General features: G+C 35.1%; 19 protein-coding genes. 17 read left to right on the top strand and 2 right to left on the bottom strand.

Annotated features, from left to right (window positions below; translation table 11 throughout):
* Positions 1-127: 127 nt before the first annotated feature.
* The 17 genes from D6734_05135 (at position 128) to D6734_05055 (ending at position 16,473) form a co-directional block, all read left to right on the top strand.
* Complete coding sequence (locus D6734_05135; GenBank protein ID RMF95727.1) at positions 128-1,648, top strand: PAS domain-containing protein; 1,521 nt, start codon at positions 128-130, stop codon at positions 1,646-1,648.
* The gene (locus D6734_05130; GenBank protein RMF95726.1) at positions 1,645-2,052 is read left to right on the top strand and encodes a response regulator; all 408 of its coding nucleotides are present in this window, start codon (positions 1,645-1,647) and stop codon (positions 2,050-2,052) included. Before D6734_05135 ends, D6734_05130 begins: the two co-directional genes overlap by 4 nt.
* A gap of 9 nt (positions 2,053-2,061) precedes the next feature.
* Complete coding sequence (locus tag D6734_05125) at positions 2,062-3,627, top strand: HD domain-containing protein (GenBank protein RMF95725.1); 1,566 nt, start codon at positions 2,062-2,064, stop codon at positions 3,625-3,627.
* A 30-nt stretch (positions 3,628-3,657) separates the two neighbouring features.
* Positions 3,658-4,008 carry an anti-sigma factor antagonist gene (locus D6734_05120; protein RMF95724.1) on the top strand — a complete coding sequence of 117 codons (351 nt, stop codon included), beginning with the start codon at positions 3,658-3,660 and terminating at the stop codon, positions 4,006-4,008.
* Positions 4,005-5,735 carry a type II secretion system protein GspE gene (locus D6734_05115; GenBank protein ID RMF95723.1) on the top strand — a complete coding sequence of 577 codons (1,731 nt, stop codon included), beginning with the start codon at positions 4,005-4,007 and terminating at the stop codon, positions 5,733-5,735. Before D6734_05120 ends, D6734_05115 begins: the two co-directional genes overlap by 4 nt.
* 15 nt (positions 5,736-5,750) lie before the next feature.
* On the top strand, positions 5,751-6,872 hold the full coding sequence (locus D6734_05110) for a type II secretion system F family protein (GenBank protein ID RMF95722.1): 1,122 nt from the start codon (positions 5,751-5,753) through the stop codon (positions 6,870-6,872).
* A 37-nt stretch (positions 6,873-6,909) separates the two neighbouring features.
* The gene (locus tag D6734_05105; GenBank protein ID RMF95721.1) at positions 6,910-7,440 is read left to right on the top strand and encodes a prepilin-type N-terminal cleavage/methylation domain-containing protein; all 531 of its coding nucleotides are present in this window, start codon (positions 6,910-6,912) and stop codon (positions 7,438-7,440) included.
* 193 nt (positions 7,441-7,633) lie between these two features.
* Positions 7,634-8,116 (top strand): prepilin-type N-terminal cleavage/methylation domain-containing protein, encoded by a 483-nt coding sequence (locus tag D6734_05100; GenBank protein ID RMF95720.1) that lies wholly within the window; start codon positions 7,634-7,636, stop codon positions 8,114-8,116.
* A 19-nt stretch (positions 8,117-8,135) separates the two neighbouring features.
* Positions 8,136-8,519 carry a prepilin-type N-terminal cleavage/methylation domain-containing protein gene (locus D6734_05095; protein RMF95719.1) on the top strand — a complete coding sequence of 128 codons (384 nt, stop codon included), beginning with the start codon at positions 8,136-8,138 and terminating at the stop codon, positions 8,517-8,519.
* Positions 8,520-8,529: 10 nt separating this feature from the next.
* Positions 8,530-9,426 (top strand): prepilin-type N-terminal cleavage/methylation domain-containing protein, encoded by an 897-nt coding sequence (locus D6734_05090; protein RMF95718.1) that lies wholly within the window; start codon positions 8,530-8,532, stop codon positions 9,424-9,426.
* Positions 9,423-10,811 (top strand): hypothetical protein, encoded by a 1,389-nt coding sequence (locus D6734_05085; GenBank protein ID RMF95717.1) that lies wholly within the window; start codon positions 9,423-9,425, stop codon positions 10,809-10,811. The genes D6734_05090 and D6734_05085 overlap by 4 nt, the downstream gene beginning before the upstream one ends.
* A 9-nt stretch (positions 10,812-10,820) precedes the next feature.
* The gene (locus D6734_05080) at positions 10,821-11,915 is read left to right on the top strand and encodes a hypothetical protein (protein RMF95716.1); all 1,095 of its coding nucleotides are present in this window, start codon (positions 10,821-10,823) and stop codon (positions 11,913-11,915) included.
* A complete protein-coding gene (locus D6734_05075; protein ID RMF95715.1) occupies positions 11,912-12,559 on the top strand; it encodes a hypothetical protein in 648 nt (215 codons plus the stop codon). Before D6734_05080 ends, D6734_05075 begins: the two co-directional genes overlap by 4 nt.
* A 3-nt stretch (positions 12,560-12,562) precedes the next feature.
* Complete coding sequence (locus tag D6734_05070; GenBank protein RMF95714.1) at positions 12,563-13,099, top strand: hypothetical protein; 537 nt, start codon at positions 12,563-12,565, stop codon at positions 13,097-13,099.
* Between the two features lie 3 nt (positions 13,100-13,102).
* Complete coding sequence (locus tag D6734_05065) at positions 13,103-13,627, top strand: hypothetical protein (GenBank protein RMF95713.1); 525 nt, start codon at positions 13,103-13,105, stop codon at positions 13,625-13,627.
* Positions 13,628-13,635: 8 nt separating this feature from the next.
* On the top strand, positions 13,636-14,979 hold the full coding sequence (locus D6734_05060; GenBank protein RMF95712.1) for a hypothetical protein: 1,344 nt from the start codon (positions 13,636-13,638) through the stop codon (positions 14,977-14,979).
* A gap of 120 nt (positions 14,980-15,099) precedes the next feature.
* On the top strand, positions 15,100-16,473 hold the full coding sequence (locus D6734_05055) for a sigma-54-dependent Fis family transcriptional regulator (protein ID RMF95711.1): 1,374 nt from the start codon (positions 15,100-15,102) through the stop codon (positions 16,471-16,473).
* Positions 16,474-16,483: 10 nt separating this feature from the next.
* Here the strand turns inward: D6734_05055 and D6734_05050 are convergent, their stop codons facing one another.
* Together D6734_05050 and D6734_05045 are read right to left on the bottom strand one after the other, a co-directional pair.
* Complete coding sequence (locus D6734_05050; GenBank protein RMF95710.1) at positions 16,484-17,308, bottom strand: TlyA family RNA methyltransferase; 825 nt, start codon at positions 17,306-17,308, stop codon at positions 16,484-16,486.
* A partial coding sequence (locus D6734_05045; protein ID RMF95709.1) for a hypothetical protein occupies positions 17,305-17,834 on the bottom strand: 530 nt, incomplete at its 5' end. The genes D6734_05050 and D6734_05045, both read right to left, overlap by 4 nt.

The following is a 17,834-nucleotide window of genomic DNA, read 5'->3' as shown; positions in this document are numbered from 1 at the left end:
TTCTTTGGCAGAAAATAGTTCTTTGAATTCTTCGATGAGTAAAATTTTTTAAGATAAAAAATTAATACCTTCCCTGATTGTGACGAAATAGAAATCATCTTTTTCCAACTATAAATGGTGCGGATATATGCAGAATGAAGCCAAGACTTTGAAGGAGATTCCATTATTTTCCTATATGGGAAAAAGGGGGAAGATTATTATTCTTTCTTTACTTGTAATTACATTGATTACATTAATTGTAATGACATTTAATGCCTACAAGGACAATGAGCGAATTGTATATCTCAAGGATATTGTTTTAGTGCTTTTGCTCGTTTCAGCACTTTCATTTATTCAATATTATTTCTTTCAAAATATAATCAAGCCAATAAAGAATTTACATAATAACTTAAAAAAAGTTAATTCTTTTGAAAATCGGGTTACCTCTACTGCCAATACCTCCAGTGGTGAGGAAATAGACATTCTCGTTGAGCGCATTAATGAAGCTCTATCAACTTTCAACGAAACAAAAACTAAGCTTGTAGGGGATAAAAAGGAGCTTGAAACGGCTTTAACTTTGATGAAATATGAGAGGAAAAAACTTCAGTCTGTCCTCGATTGTCTGCCTGAAGCCTTGATTGTAACGAATTTGTCAGGAAATATTCTCTATATCAACAGTTATGCTGAGAGCCTTTTTCGTATTTCGAGAAAGGATAACTGCGGCAAGAATATTGTCGATGTATTGGAAAAATATGATGGAGTAGTAAATTTTTTAAAGGAAAAAAGAAATTCTGAAAAGAGAGAAATCAAGTATGACATCTTTTTGTCTGATAATGGGCTTAAGAATGAGCGAGTCTTCAAAGCTGTATATGAAACTGTCAGGAATGATAATAACAAAGCCTTAGGTAAAGCTTTGATTTTAATAGATAATACTCAACAAGCAATGGCTGATCAGATGAGAAATGATTTTGTATCGAGTGTTTCCCATGAATTAAGGACACCATTGACATCGATCAAAGCAAAAGCAGAGATGATACTTGACGATGAAGTTGAAGACAAGGATATGAGGATTGAATTTTTAAACAGTATAATCGATGAGGTTGATAGACTGGGTGATTTGATAAACAACCTTCTAAATATTTCCAAAATAGAAGTTGGAAGTACGGTAATTGAAAAGTCTCAAGTTAAACTTAAAAAGCTTTTAGAGGATGCCTATTTGATGATTGAGCCACAAGCGGCTAAGAAAGGGATTAAACTCTATAAGGACATTCCCGAAAAGCTATCAGCATCTGTTGAGTTAGACAAGCGTCTTATTCAGATGGCAATCAATAATATTGCCGGTAATGCAATAAAATATACGCAAAGGGGAGGCTCAATTTTTATTGAAGGTGAAGAAAATGAAAACAATGTAGTAATCACAATAAGAGACACAGGTATAGGCATTGCCGAGGAAGATTTACCTCACATATTTGAGAAATTTTATCGTTCAAACCGCAAGGAAGTACGAGCCTGTACAGGACATGGCTTGGGATTGTCAGTAGTAAAGCAGATAGTATATCTTCATGGAGGCGAAATTTTTGTGGAAAGTAAAATAGGCGAAGGAAGCTCATTTAAAATTACCTTACCTAAGGTACGGGGAGAAAGTTTTATTAAAAGGAAAAAAATATGAAACAAAAAAAGCTTTTGATTGCTGATGATGAGGTATCCATATTGAATGTCCTTGAACTAAAGTTTAAAAAGAGCGGCTTTTCAGTAATTACAGCTCAGAATGGCAGAGAAGCTTTAGAGTTGATTAAGAAAGAAAAACCAAATGTTGTAATAACTGACAATAAGATGCCTGAAATGACAGGATTTGAACTATGTAGAGAATGTAAAGAGATTAAGAAAGAAAGAGATTTTCTTCTTATAATGCTTTCTTCTTATGCTTCTCTCACATCTATGTCTGAGAAGAAAGAAATTGAATCAATAAAGGACACTATCTTCGTTCCTAAACCATTCAGTCCTCGTTATCTTCTGTCGGTTGTAATGGACTATTTTTCAGATGAAAAAAAGATAGAAGGTTCTCAAATTTGAGAATGATATATGCCTGAAATTAGAGATTTTTTCAAAAAGAGTTATGTTTTATCCAAAATCGATATCTTATGTAAAAATATTTTTTCTTTTGCAGACCTCCATATAATCCTCTTGGACAACAACGGAGAATTCCTTCTTGATAAGTTTCCCAAATCCTTCGAAGAGAAAAAAATAGATGACTTCTCGGCAAAAAGCATCAAATGTAAAATTCAGCATCTTGCAAAGGAAGTTTTGGTAAAAAATAAAAAAAGATTTTTTTATTTTAAAAGTGAAACTTCAGCAAATATCTATCTGACATCCTTTGAAAGTTTAAAAGGGAGCAAAATAGGGGTTTTTTGTGCACTGAAGTTTGGCAAAAAATCATCTCTGGAGGAAAGGAAAAGAATTTTTGCATTTGTGCAGACAATGTCCAACTTGATAGCTGAGAATATATATCAGAATTATGAAGTCCAAAACCTTACAGAAGACCTTTCCCTCAAATTTGAAGAACTTTCCTTAATATATGATATTGCAGACAATATTGATATGAACAATTCAAAAGATGAATCAATTGAATACATAGTCAGGAAATCAATCGAACTAATAAATCCGCATTTTGTTGTTTGGAATACAAAGGGAGTTGAGAATCAAGTCATCTATTTGAATAATCCATTGGCGCATATTGAAGAAATTATAAAAGAAACAAAGTTAAAAAAGATATGCAAAGAAATTGATAAAATGAGAGGTGATAAATCTCTACCTTTAATAATCAACCAATTAGGCAAATATAGTAATTTAAGGGGTTTTTCTTCTGAAGATATGAATGTGTTGGTCATTCCCATTATGAGCGGTACGAAAAATTTTGGCACATTGAATTTCTTCAAAAAGAGCTCAGAAGATTTTTTTCTAAATGACCATCTGAAACTTCTGGAAACAATTGCAAAGAGTATGGCAAATGTAATTAAGAATGGAGAGCTCTATCAACAAATACAAAATTTATTATTTAACATTATTCGAATGCTTTTGAATATAATTGAAAGTAAAGATGATTATACTGAAGGGCATTCAAAAAGAGTTTATGAAATATCGATTCATATTGGCAAAGCAATGAATCTTGGAAAAGATGCAATGTTTGACCTCAAGTGGGCATCGATTATTCATGATCTTGGAAAAATCAATATTCCAAGCGAAATTGTAAAAAAACCGGGAAAGTTAACAAAAGAGGAATATGAGATAATCAAAACACACCCCATAGTTGGTGCCAACCTTATATCACATATTGTTGAATTTAAAAATGTAGCTAAAGGAATACTTCATCACCATGAAAGGATAGACGGGAAAGGATATCCTAATGGACTCAAAGGAGAAGAGATTCCTTTGATATCAAGAATAATTGCTGTTGCTGATACCTTTGATGCTCTTAATAGCGATCGGCCTTATAGAAAAAGATTGTCCCTTAATGAAATACTTGAAGAAATAAAAAGATCATCGGGGTCTCAACTTGACTCGCATATAGTCGATATTTTTTTCAAGAATTTGAACAATGTGCTTAGTGGAATCAATAGAAAAGAATTGAAATTCAGCGATGTGCACTAACTTCTTACTTTAACTGGATAATGTAAATTTATGGCGGAAATTAAAAATGTAATCAAGAAAAGTATTCATGGCCAATATCTTATTCTCTGGATAGATGAGGCTATAGCAAATGAAGTTGTTGAAAGTTTGAGACAAGCAGTTATGAATGCTTTTGATGAAGGTTATGACAAAATTGTTCTTGAAATGAATTCTGTTAATTTCATTGAAAGCAAAGGTCTGGAAGTGATTCTTGATTTGATTGAAGAGAGCCAAAAAAGAGGAGCTGCACTCAAGATAGCAAATCCTAGTCATATCTGTGAAGATATTTTTCGTACAACAAGGTTGGCTACTCAGCTTGATATTTATTCTGATATAGAAAGTGCAAAACGGAGTTTCATATGAAGCCAAAAAGGAAAGAATCGATGCTGGGTGATATGCTTGTATCACAGGGTATCATCTCTCCTGACCAACTTAATCAGGCGCTTGCAAAACAAAGACAAAGCGGACTACGGCTTGGCCAGATACTGGTAGATATGAATTTTATAACGAATGAGCGTCTAACGGAGATTTTAAGCGAGCAGTCAGGGATTCCTCATGTATGGCTGAGAACAGGGCTTATAGACCCAAAAATTGTAAATATTGTCCCTAAAGAAAAGGCGATGCTTTATCAAGTTATTCCAATGTTCAAGGTGCGAAACGAATTGACTCTTGCAATGACTGACCCCTATGCCGTTTATGTGATTGAGGATATTGAAAAAACGACAAACTGCAAAGTTCTCCCCGTCCTTTGCCGTGTTTCAGACATACAGAATTTTATTGAAGAATATTACTCAGATAATGTTTCAAAAGAACACTTCCTTGATTCATTGGAAGAGATCGATGTTCAAGTTGTTGAAGAAGGTGATGATAAGGAGAAAGAGGAGCTTAGGGAGCTTGCCGAAGGAAGTCCTGTAATAAATTTAGTTAACCTCATCATAATGAATGCCATTCGCGATGGAGCAAGTGATATTCATATTGAGCCGGATATTGATAAATTTAGAGTACGATACAGAATTGATGGTATTATGCATGAAGTTATGAGCAGTAAAAAGGAGATTCTTCCAGCTATAATTTCAAGAGTAAAAGTTATGGCTAAACTTGACATTGCTGAGAGAAGACTGCCTCAGGAGGGACGTATACATATCTTATCAGATGGCAAGGATGTGGATCTAAGAGTTTCTTCAATGCCTACGATAAGCGGTGAGGCAATTGTTATGAGAATTCTTGATAAAAACAGTATTGAATTTAATTTAGATAAATTGGGATTCCCTCTTGAAGTTGGCACGGCTTTCAAAAATATGTTGAAGCGCAGCAACGGGCTTATTCTTGTAACAGGACCAACAGGAAGCGGGAAAACTACAACATTATATGCCGCCATAAACCATCTTCTTACTCTTGAAAAGAACTTTATTACAATTGAGGACCCAGTGGAGTTCCAATTTGAAATAGTGAACCAGATTCAAGTGAATGAAAAAATAGGATTGACATTTGCAAAGATATTAAAATCTGTCCTTCGCCTCGATCCTGATATTATTATGGTTGGAGAAATTAGGGACAGGGAGACAGCTGAAGTAGCTATTCAAGCGGCTTTAACAGGACATCTCGTTATATCTACTTTACACACCAATGACAGCTGTGGTGCGATTACAAGACTTCTTGAGATGGATATTGAACCATATCTTGTCGCATCGGCTGTTATTGGCTCTGTTGCCCAGCGGCTTGTGAGAAAGGTTTGTCCAAGCTGCAAGACAACATATATCCCCTCTAAAGCATTGCTCGACAGAATTGGATGGGATAATACCGAGCATGCAACCTTGGTAAAAGGCAAAGGATGTCCTGAATGTTTTGATTCAGGTTTTAAGGGAAGGATAGGAATATATGAGCTTTTTGAAGTCTCTGAGGAGGCAAGAGCTTTGATTGCAAGAAATCCAACAATTGACGAATTGATTGCTTTAAGAAAGAAATCGGGATTTAAAAGTCTTAGAGAAGAAGGTTTAAGATTGATAAGAGAGCGCATTACCTCTTTGGAGGAGGTAACTAGGGTAATTTATGCGGAAGAGGACGAAACAGTTTTAAAAAGAGCAAGTTAAAAATTAGATAAGACAATGAAAACAGAAGAAAATATATTATCACTTCCGGCGTTAAAGGTTTTTTTTGAAAAGGTATTGAATACGGACTTCAAACGGAAAAAGGTAACCTTAAAGGAGCTTATCTTATTTACAAATCAACTTCACCTGATGCTTGAGATGGATAGCGGACTTGTGCCTTCACTTAAAGCAATTTCAGAGGAAATGGAAAATGAAGAATTGAAAAAAACATTGAAGGAAATCATATCAGATGTTGAAGAAGGACAGCGGCTTTCCAGCGCAATGAAAAAACATCCCTCCTGTTTTTCTCCTTTGTTTGTCAGTATGATAAAAGTTGGTGAAAGCGGAGGCGTTTTAAATGAAATGCTAAAGCGGCTTGCAGCTTTTCAAGAAAGCTGGGAGAAGATGGTTTCGAATTTAAAATCAGCCACAACATATCCCTTTATTCTTCTCCTTTTTTGCTTCGGTGTTGTTATATTTGTTTTATCCTTTGTGTTGCCAAGATTCGTGAAAATTTTCCAAGGCAATGAAGACCTTCTTCCAACACCTACGAAAATACTTCTTGAACTGTCATATTTGCTGAATAATTATTGGTTTTTTATTCTCACATTTCTATTGATACTTCTTTGTGCAGGCTATTATCTTCTTCAAAAGGATGAATTCAGGTCATATATCGATTCTTTGAAGCTTCAATTTCCCATTGTAGGACGATTATTTACGAATGTTTATATAGCACGAATGATGAGATTGATGGGTGTATTGCTCGATGCCGGCATTCCTCTTCTTGAGACTATAGAGGTTACAAAAAGCACAATGGACAATAAACCCTTTTATGACTTTATGAATGAAATGGAAGATAATGTCAAAAATGGAAAAAAATTGTCCCTCTCTTATGAAAATTCTAAACTTATGCCTCCTTCTGTCCGACAAATGGTTGTAGTTGGTGAAGAATCTGGCGCTCTGGGAAAAGTTATGTCAAGGATGGCTGACTTTTATGACGAAGAAACCGAAAGGACAATTAAAAGGATAACGACTTTGATTGAACCGACATTAATAGTTTTAATGGGCGCTATTGTGGGATTTATAGCAGTATCGATTATACTTCCCATATTTAAGATGTCTTCCACAATAGGAAGATGAAATCATCAAGAAAACTAATTACAAGGAGGTAGAAAGTATGATACAACATCTGAAAAGAAAAGAAGGATTTACCCTGATTGAGCTTCTGCTTGTGGTAATCGTCCTTGGAATCTTGGCTGCTCTTGCAATTCCTCAATTTACAGATGCATCGAAGGATGCAAGAGAATCAACTTTGAAAGGCGACTTAGCCACAATCAGAGGGGCAATCGAGCGTTATTATCATGAGCATAACAGCACTTATCCGGGTGCCGTTGAACATACCACAGGAAGCGGAGCCCCTGCAGATCCTGAAGCATCTTTTGTTGCTCAGCTTACTTTATATTCTGATAAAAATGGGAAAACATCGCCTACTCTTGATAGAGCAAATTATCCTTATGGACCTTATCTTAGAGATAGAATTCCTGAGAATCAGCTTGCTGAATCGACCGCTTCAGCTGCTAAAGATGGGGTTAATGTAACAACTTCTGCTTCGGCGATTTCCGCTGATGCAAATCCTACAAAAGGGTGGAAATATAGTTCAGTGACAGGACAATTTATTGCCAACAGTTCGGGCTACGATACTTGGTAAAAGATATGCCAAAAAGAGGGGCTTTCAAAAAAGTCCCTCTTTTTTTTTTGCCCTTTGTTCTATGATGTTAAATGAAAGTGAAATATACTCTTTGTTGATATCCAAATTTTCCAGAAATCATATTCCTTAAAATGCAGAAAATCTTTAACGATAACTCATTGATTTTTCATCTTTTTGCATTGGAAAATCTTAAATGGCACAGAGAGATAGAAAGATTAAAGGGTTTACATTAATTGAAATAATTCTTGTAATTACGATTATTGCCATCATTGTAGGAGCAGGCATTGCTTTTTTAGATGATTCTTCGACCAACTTTTCTTTAGATTCAGCTGCAAGGAGGATTGCATCAGATATCAATTATGCAAGAAGCTATGCATTAAAAACAGGCAAAATAGTTAATGTTGTTTTTGATTCTGCGAACAACAGATATTCACTTGAGCAAGAGGGCGCTTATATAAAACATCCTCTCCGAAAAGATGATTTTCTTATTACATTTACTGATAAATTTAATCTTGAAGATGTCGATTTATATCAAGTTGTAATTAACGGAGGTGGAAACTCTTTAAATTTCAATCCTGATGGTACAGTAAATGGAGGCATTATTGAAATTCGATATGGCGGAAAAAAGAAAGTAATCATTATCGATGTTTCAACGGGCAATATAAAAATTCAGTAATCTTTTTTGAATTGAGATTATGAAAAAAAAAAGCGGTTTTACCCTTCTTGAATCACTTCTTTCCATTACTATACTTGCCATTGTTGCTTTATCCATATCTTATGCCTTTTCTATGGGATTTAAATCGTCTGATGAGGCGCGTAAAGAGATGGAAAAGCTTAGCTATGCAAGAGGGATGATGGAGGTTATCAATGCTGTCGATTTTTCCAACCTTACAAGCGGGACAGATACAGTGTCAATCCAAGGAGAAGTAATTACAAGGACTTGGAGTGTCCTCCCCTGCGATTTAGACGGAGACTCTATACCTGAAAATGACGCCCGTAAAGTTATTGTAACTGTTGATAGTATAAAACTACAGTCGATAGTAATCGATTCAAAAAACCTTGTTACAATGAAACGGTGAGGGATTTTTTTTGGAAAGAAATGGCTGCTATTATAGATCAACAGTTGAATCAAAAAAAGGGCTTACTCTTCTTGAGCTTATAATAAGCATAACTATCATTTCTATCTTTGCCTTGACGGCTTCAGCACTTTTTATTTCATCCATTGACGCTTATACAGAATATCAAGAGGAGAATTATCTCTTTCGCCGCGCAGCATATGCTATGGAGATAATCGTTTCTAACATAAGAAAAAGCAAATTCCTTTTAATTCCTACAGGAGGTTTAACCCCTTCAAATAGGAACAGAGACATTCTTGCAATATCTGCAGGTATCGACAATGATGGAGACGGAAGAATAGATGAAGATGTAGGAGAGGATATGACATCTGATGGTGAATCTGGGATTATACTATATGATGATAATGGAAATGGTTTGATAGATGAAAGAAATTTAAAGAATGATGATGAGCAAGGAGCTGTAAATGAAGAGCAATGTAATGGTGTTGATGATGATGGAGACGGCTTTATAGACGAGGACTTATCGGCAGATATGAATGAAGACGGCTTTTCAGGCATATATCTTTTCGACGATGACGACGATGGAAACATTGACGAAGGTGTTCCTGCTGACGATGACGAAGATGGAAATCAGGATGAAGATCCTCCTGATCCACTCATATATTACATAGATTCGAATAATAATACGCTTATAGAAAAGAAAATTGATTCTATTACAGCAGATGTAATCACAAGGGAAATTGCATCAGGAGTTCAAGGCTTTAATGTGAGCTATCAGCCTCTTTTGCAGGGAGAACCGCTTTTAGTCATAAAAATGCAGGTTAAAGATAAGAAAGGGAATGTCCTAAATTTCTTCGAACAGGTTTATCCACGAAATCTCGAAGAGAAGGATGGAGAAAGAAATAGATGAAGATTAACAATGACAGAGGAATTGCATATGCAGCGCTTCTGATTATGCTTCTTACGATTTCTCTGCTATCTATGAGTTATGTTTACATAAGCACAATGGAGTCGGAATCACAAGAATCTTTGGAAGATGCATCAAAATCATATTATTATGCTGAAGCAGGACTTAGAAAAGCTCTGTGGTTAATGCTCAGAAAACCATTCTTTGCCGATGCCAACAATGGCATTGTCTTTACCGAGAATTTTGAAGAAGGAAGTTTTAAGTATACGATAAATAAAGCTCTTTACAATGAATCTGTTTTTATTAAGGCAACTGGCATATTCAATGGTGCATCGTCGGAGATAATTACTCATGCATACATACGATGGATAATAAAGACATATGCTGGAAATGGCAGCAACACCTACAATGGCGAAGGAATTCCTGCAGTCGATGCAGGATTGGATACGCCAACAGATGTTTCATGTGATTTGGCAGGCAATATTTATATTGCTGTGCAAAAACAGCATCGGGTAAGAATGGTTTCAAAGACGACTGGAAAAATAGTAACTGTGGCAGGTACAGGCACAGCCGGTTACAACGGAGATGGTATTCCAGCAGTTTCAGCAATGCTCAATAAAGTCGAAGGTGTATATGTTGATAATTCAGGTAATATATACATCTGTGACACAATGAATCATCGCATTAGAAAGGTAGATTCTTCAGGGATTATAACAACCATAGCAGGCACAGGAAGTCCTGGCGATGATGACGGAGAGGTGGCAACATTGGCAAAAATTGACCAACCTGTCGATATAATCCTTGATTCAGCAGGGAATATCTATTTTGCAGATATTCAAAATGACAAGATAAAAAAGATAGATGCGGTAACTGGAATTATAGATACTATAGCAGGCACAGGCAATGCCGGTTATTCAGGAGATGGAGGGCCTGCAATATCTGCAAAGCTTAAGGACCCTTCAGGAATTGCTCTTGATTCGACTGGAAACCTATATATTGCTGATTCTTCTAATAATAGGATAAGAAAAGTCGATTTAACTACGGGTATTATTACTACAGTGGCAGGCATCGGCAGTGGCGGTTATTCAGGAGATGGAGGTCCGGCAGTTGCGGCTAAAATAAAAACACCATCAGGGATATGGTTTAGCAGTGAGGGATATATGCTTATTGCAGATACAGGAAATCAATGCATTAGAGTTGTTGACCCTACCACAGGAATTATTTCAACCTATGCGGGCATACCTACTCATGGAGGATTTGCAGGAGATGGAGGTCCTCCTAAATATGCCAAATTTTCCTCACCTCATACCCTTGATGGCAACAATGAAGGGAGCATTTTTATAGTTGATACAGCAAACAATAGAATAAGGGTAATTACCATAAATTAAGGGAGATTGATGTCAGGATATTTTTTCAGGAAATTAAAGCATTCCCCCATTGGTATTGATATGGGGACAACATCGCTTAAAGTTTCTCAGATTTTAAAGAAGGGCGATAAAGAAAAGATTGTTTATGCAGATGCTAAAATCAAGGAAGAGATATCAGTGAATTCAGAAGAGGAAAGAATAATAATATTTAAGCCCTATATAAAGGAAGTCTTGAAAAAAGAAAAATTTGTTGGAAAAGATGCTGTCATTTCTCTTCCTTCCCATGATGTAGATTTCCGTCAATTGATTTTGGATTCTGATGAAGAAAAATCTATAGAGCAAATTCTTGAAAAAGAAATTTCTTCTTTGCCTTATCCCAAAGAAGAGGCAGTAGTTGATTATATAGATATGGGAGAAACAGCATTTGGAGGCGGGAAGAGAAGAAAGATTTTGATGATGTCAGCAAGGAAACGCGTAGTGCAAAATTATATTAATGTGTTGAAAGAGGCAAAGCTCAATTGTGTCGCAGTAGATTTACTACCCTTTGCTCTTTTTAGAGCTATTAAAAAGATAGGGAAGAGGGAAAAATCGCCGTTGGCTGTCATAGATATCGGATTCAATAAAAGTAGGGCAGTTGTATATAATAACGATAATTTTGTTTTACACAGGACAATTCCAGTAGGCAGTAATCATTTTGTGAAATCAATTGAAAAGGAACTTGAAGTTTCCAATGAAGATTCTCAAAGATACTTGTTTGACTACGGAATAGGTGAGAAATCCACATCCCTTTCTTTTTTAAATGATATAGAAGCAATTAGAGAAAATGATATTCCATCATTGATTAAGGATATAATCAAAGATGATTTAGAAAAGCTTTCATCAGGGATTGAAGAGATATTCAGATATTGCAGTGCAGAATTACGGGGAGTAAAGCCTTCGAGTTTTATCTTATGCGGTGGAGGTGCCAAAATCAAGAATTTGTCACAATATTTTCATCAAAGGTTTCAGATCGATGTAAGTATTTGGTGCCCCAATGAAGAAAATAACAGCAGCGATAAAGGTGAAAGAAAGTTAACTGAATTTGCTGTTGCTTATGGACTTGCTTTGAGAGGTGAAGAATCGTGAAAAGAGAAGTCAATTTTCTTCCTTTAGAAGAAATATCAAGAAATGAAAAAAGAAGAAGATATCGATTCTGGTTCACAGTAATATCAATTTTTTTGATTCTTTACCTGCCATTATATTTAAATCTCGAAGTCAAAATACAAAGAGAAAGGTTTAAGATTTTGGAAAAAAGTAATGTTGAGGAGAAACTTAAAGAAACAGAATCTGAACTTCAAAAACTCATTGATGAACAAAAAAGTTTAAAAGAAAAAGAAAGCGCATTGTCATCTCTTGAGAAGAATATCTCTTGGGCATCCATTTTTTATACTATAGCAGAAAATATGGGCGAACGAATATGGCTTGAAAATTTGTCGGTAGCTAATTCGGATTTCGAGCAGGATAAATCCGAAGGGAAAAATCGTCCAACAAAAGATATTATTAAAGCCACAGGCGGTTTCTTCTCTTCTTTGTCAGATAAATATACCAAGAGTGATTATGATTATATTATTAAAATTGAAGGTTATTGCTTTTCTAATCTTGATATTGCCGATTTTATGAAAAATCTTGATGAAGAAGGAATTTTCAAACGGATTATTCTTGAGAAGGCAGAAAGGGAGATGAAAAAAGAATTTGTTGCTGTTCATTTTAAATTAAAATGTGAGCTTTAATTTATGAAAGGATTTTGCAAAAAAGATATTCCCTTTTTGACAGGTACGATAATCATAATCTTCATTTGCCTCTTCTTCTATTCATCTCGTTATAAAGAAATTGCTGAAATAATGGAAAGCAAAAAAAAGATAAATGAGGAGGTTTTGAGAAAAGAAGCCGCAGAAGAGCAGCTTGCTTCAATGAAGATGGGAATGAAAAAATTAAGACAAAAACTGGCTCTTTATGAGGAGAGATTACCTCAGAATATTAAGATTGATGATTTCATAAGGCAGTTAGAAAGAATTGAAAGAAAATCAGGATTTTTAATTTCTTCAATTGAACCGCATAAGATAAGAGAAAAAGAGCTTTATAATGAAGTGCCAGTAACTTTAAAAGCAGAGGCAAGTTATGAAGAAACATACAAATTTATCCATTATCTAAATGAAATTCCACGACTGAATAGAATCGAATCAGTCGAAATAGAAAGACTAAATGATGAGACAAATCAGTGCAATGTAAAAATAAATCTAAAAGTGTTCACAGCAGGTAAAGGAAATTAGGAAATGTCTCAGATAAATAAAAGTACGAAGTATTTTTTGATAACAGTAATTGTTTTTGGAATTATTCCATTGGGGATTATGAGGATAAAGAGTAATAAGAATGTAGCTGAAGCAGTGAAGACTGCTGAGAAGTTGCCAAAGATAGAAGAACATTATGAAGTGAAATCTGAAGAGAAGATGCAGAATAATAAGGGATACAAAACTCCTACCTCAAATGAGAAAAAGATTCTTCCTCTTGAGAGAGATCCATTTTCCAATAAAGAGGCGCTCAATTATCTAATGATATCTGATAGTTATGGCGATAGATATAGTTTGTCGAATAATACGGGAAAAAATGCTGAAAGAAATTTGGACAATCTCAAACTGCAGGGAATCGTAATAGATGGAGATGTAAAATATTCGATTATAAATGACAAGGTTGTAGAAGAGGGTGGTGAAATACAAGGATGCAGGGTAGTTTCAATTAGCACTGATGAAGTAATGATTGAGGAGGCAAATAAAGTTTATTCAATAAAATTAAATGATTAGGATATGTAATGGCTAAAAGGATATCCATAATAGCAGTTTCCTTTTTCATTATTTTTTCATTCATGGCATTTTCCGAGGAATTGAAGAAAAATGTTCTTTTTAGTGAAGAATCTGCATTAAAAAGTGATGAAGATCTTATTACTATCAATGTCAGCAATGTGCCTATTGCCGATGTCCTTCAAATTCTTTCCAAGAAAAGACGAGTCAACATAGTAGCCGAAAAATCGGTGAAGGGAAATGTATCAGTTAATCTTTATGATGTAACTTTCAAGGAAGCCCTTGATGCCGTTGTGAAAGCAAATGGTTATTCATATGCGCAGAAAGGAAATATTGTTTTTGTTTATGGCGGTGAAATCGGCAAAGAGATGTCATCTAATATTTTAGATAAAGAGATTAGATTTTATAAAATAGACCATGCTGATACAGAGGAAACCTATAATCTCATAGAAAAGATGCTTACATCATATGGTAAAGCTGTAATAAGCAAGGAAGAAAAATCAATAATCGTTGAAGATTTACCTTCAAACATCAAGACAATAGACGCTCTCGTAAAGAAGATTGATACTGCACCAAGACAAGTGATGATAGAAGCGAAAATTCTTGAAGCACGTCTAAACAACCAAGATTCTTTTGGTGTTGACTGGGAATCGATAGGCAAAGATGATGTTTTTAAAGTTGAAGGATTTACCAAATTGACGGAAGGATTTTCCTATGTGCTTGATAAAGACAATTTCGACCTTGTCCTTAAAGCTCTTACGGAGAAATCGAATGTCAAAACCATTGCATCTCCAAAACTTCTTGCCATTGATGGTAAAGAGGCATCGATAATAATAGGTTCACAACTGGGTTATAGAGTGACTACGACTATAAATCAGGTTACCACTGAATCAGTTGAATTTCTCGATGTGGGCACAAAGCTTGTTATAACGCCTAAAATTGCAAATGATAATTTCATCACGATGGAAGTCCATCCTGAAGTAAGTGATGGTGAAGTAGTATTGGGGCTTCCGTCAAAAAGGACTACTGAAGCTACAACAAATATTATAGTGAAGGACGGTGGTACGATTGTTATTGGTGGACTCATCAACAATAAGAGAGAAGAAACAAGAAATCAGATTCCTTTTCTTGGCAGTATTCCTCTTCTTGGATATATTTTTAGATTTACAAAGGTACAGAATATTAAATCTGAAATAATTGTCTTTATAACACCTCATATTGTTAGACAGGAAGCCTCGCCTGTTATGGCAGCAGATTTAGAAAAAGAGAAATATATGCGCGAGTCCTCACGCCTTGATGATGAAATAGAAAAGATTAAAAGGGAAAAAATCAAAAAGTCTGAAAGAGGCGAATAATTGTAAATACTTATTTAACTATCTCCTTTTATTTCTTCTTGAAATATTTGCCTTCTCTTCTATAATACATCTGCCGTATTTCTTTTTTAGCAATAATTTGAATATTAACTTAATAGAGAAATGGTCTCTGAAAATATCCTTCTTGTCGAAGATGACGAAAGCTGCAGAATATCCCTTGCTACTATTTTAGAAGAAGAAGGCTATAGCATAACGACTGCAGAAAACGGAAGGTCTGCTATAAAGCTTTTGAAGGAACAAAAATTTTCACTTCTCCTCACTGATTTAAAACTTCCCGATTTTGACGGGCTTGCAGTAATGAAAAAAGCAAAAGCCCTTGATTCAGATATCATTGTTATTCTTCTTACTGCTTTTGCTTCTGTTGAATCAGCGATAGAAGCTATGAAGGCAGGGGCATATGACTATCTATCCAAGCCATTGAATATAGATGAAGTGCGCCTTGTCATAAAGAAAGCACTTAGAGAAAAAAATCTTGTCACTGAAAATAGGGAATTGAAAAAACAGCTACGAGGTAAAATAAAGTTTGAAGAAATAGTGGGTACATCGGAGAAGATGCAAGGCATTTATAAAATGATAGAAAAAGTTGCTGAAACTGACAGCACAGTGTTGATTAGAGGTGAAAGCGGCACAGGGAAGGAGCTTGTTGCAAGGGCAATACATTTCAATAGTGAAAGGAGAAATTATCCCTTTGTGACTGTAAATTGCAGTGCTATTCCAAAGGATCTTTTGGAAAGTGAATTTTTTGGCCATACGAAAGGCGCTTTTACAGGAGCTTCATCTGACAGAAAGGGAAAGTTTGAATTAGCACATCGTGGTACAATCTTTCTCGATGAAATAGGCAATATGGATCCAGAGTTACAGGTAAAAATTTTAAGGGCGCTCCAACAAAAAGAGATAGAAAAGATAGGTGAAAACAGAAAAATTAAGATAGATGTTCGGGTCATTTCTGCTACAAATGCAGATTTGGAAAAAAGAGTAAAAGAGGGCTTGTTCCGTGAAGATCTTTACTACCGCCTTAATGTAATAACAATTTTTCTTCCGCCATTACGAGAAAGAAAGGAAGATATCCCCCTCCTCGTCAATTTTTTTCTTAAAAGGATTTGTAAAGAGATGGGAAAAGAGGAGAAGAAAGTTACAAAGGAAGCCCTCGATCTTTTATGCGCTTATGAGTGGACAGGAAATGTGAGAGAGCTTGAAAATGCTATTGAAAGAGCCGTAACTCTATCAGATGGGAAACTGATTACACCTAAACATCTCCCTCCCCAAGTGGTAAAGTCAGATGATAAGAAAAAGGAATTTCCTCTTGTCCTTCCAGATGAAGGCATTGATTTGAATAAAGTGTTAAAGGAGATGGAACAAAGCCTTATCAAGCAAGCACTTGAAAAAGCCAATGGAGTAAGAAGCAAAGCGGCATCTCTTCTGAAATTAAACAGGACTACACTTTTAGAGAAGATGAGAAAAGATGGATTGAGATAAAAGAAAAGGTTCAAACCCTCTTGTCATTGAGTTTTAGCAAAACATTATTTATAAGCAATTCAAACTTTTTTTTCTTCAACTCCTTTTGGCTGTTTTTAAGAAGAATAAAAAACTCAACATTACCCTGCTGGCCTTTAATTTTGGATATAGTAAGTCCCAAGATATCGACTTCCAACTGAGAAATAAAATCAACGATATCTTTGAGCACTATTTTATGCTTTTCCAATGATTTTATCACTCCACCTTTATCAACCATCCCTTTGCCTATTTCGAATTGGGGCTTTATCAATGCAATGACAATACCATTTTCTTTAATAAGTTTTAAAGATGAAGGTATGATTTTTTTAATTGAAATAAAAGAGACATCTATTGTTATTAAATCTGCCTTTTCAGGGATAATATCTTCCGTAAGATATCGTGCATTTATTTTTTCAAGATTTATTACTCTGTTATCATTTCTTAGTTTCCAGTGAAGTTGTCCGTATCCTGTATCGATAGCATAAACCTTTTTTACGCCTCTTTGCAATAGGCAGTCTGTAAAACCTCCTGTTGAAGCACCAATATCAACGGCAATTTTATCTTTTACGCTCAATTTGAATTCATCCAAGACTCCTTCCAGCTTTAGCCCACCTCTGCTTACATATGGGCAGGGATTGCCTTTGATTGTGATTTCAGCTGAAGGATTGACGAGGGCGCCTGCTTTATCGATTCGTTTGCCGTTTACAAATACAACTCCTGCCATAATTAGGGCTTTCGCAGAATTTCTTGATTCTGTGAATTCTCTTTCAGTTAAAAGGGAATCAATTCGTACTTTTCCTTTTTTCTTTCCGGTCATTTTTTATGATCAGCATCTTTTTTGAAAAATAAATTAAGGGCGATGATTAGTGAAAAGCTTAAAAATGAAGTTATGATTCCAATATAAAATCCAGGATGTGTAAATGAAAAGATTACCTGATGTTTCCCTGAAGGAAGGTAAACTGCCCTGAAATTATAATCACCTCTTATAACATCTGTCTTCTTACCGTCAATTGACGCTTCCCATCCCTCAAACCAAGTATCGCATAAAAGCAGATAGGCAGATTCTTTTGTAAATGCCATAATTTTGACCATGTTGGGTTTATATTCGACGATTTCTGCTTTCCCTATATTTGATGAAATTTTAAAATTATTACCGCTATTTTCCTTGTTTTTTGATGAGTCCTTAACAAGAAGAATTTCTTTTTCAAAATCAAAATCCTTGCTTTTCATATAATCAAGTATTTTTTCATCATTTTTGAAATATATTGCCTTTGGAATCAATAGTGTGCGAGGGTGAGGATTATTGTTTTCAAGTATATAGAATTCTTTATATGGATGAGAAT

This window comes from Candidatus Schekmanbacteria bacterium, assembly GCA_003695725.1.
Classification (GTDB): Bacteria; Schekmanbacteria; GWA2-38-11; order GWA2-38-11; family J061; genus J061.
The sequence above is the reverse complement of the archived record's forward strand: the minus strand, read 5'-3'. Positions and strand labels throughout refer to the sequence as shown.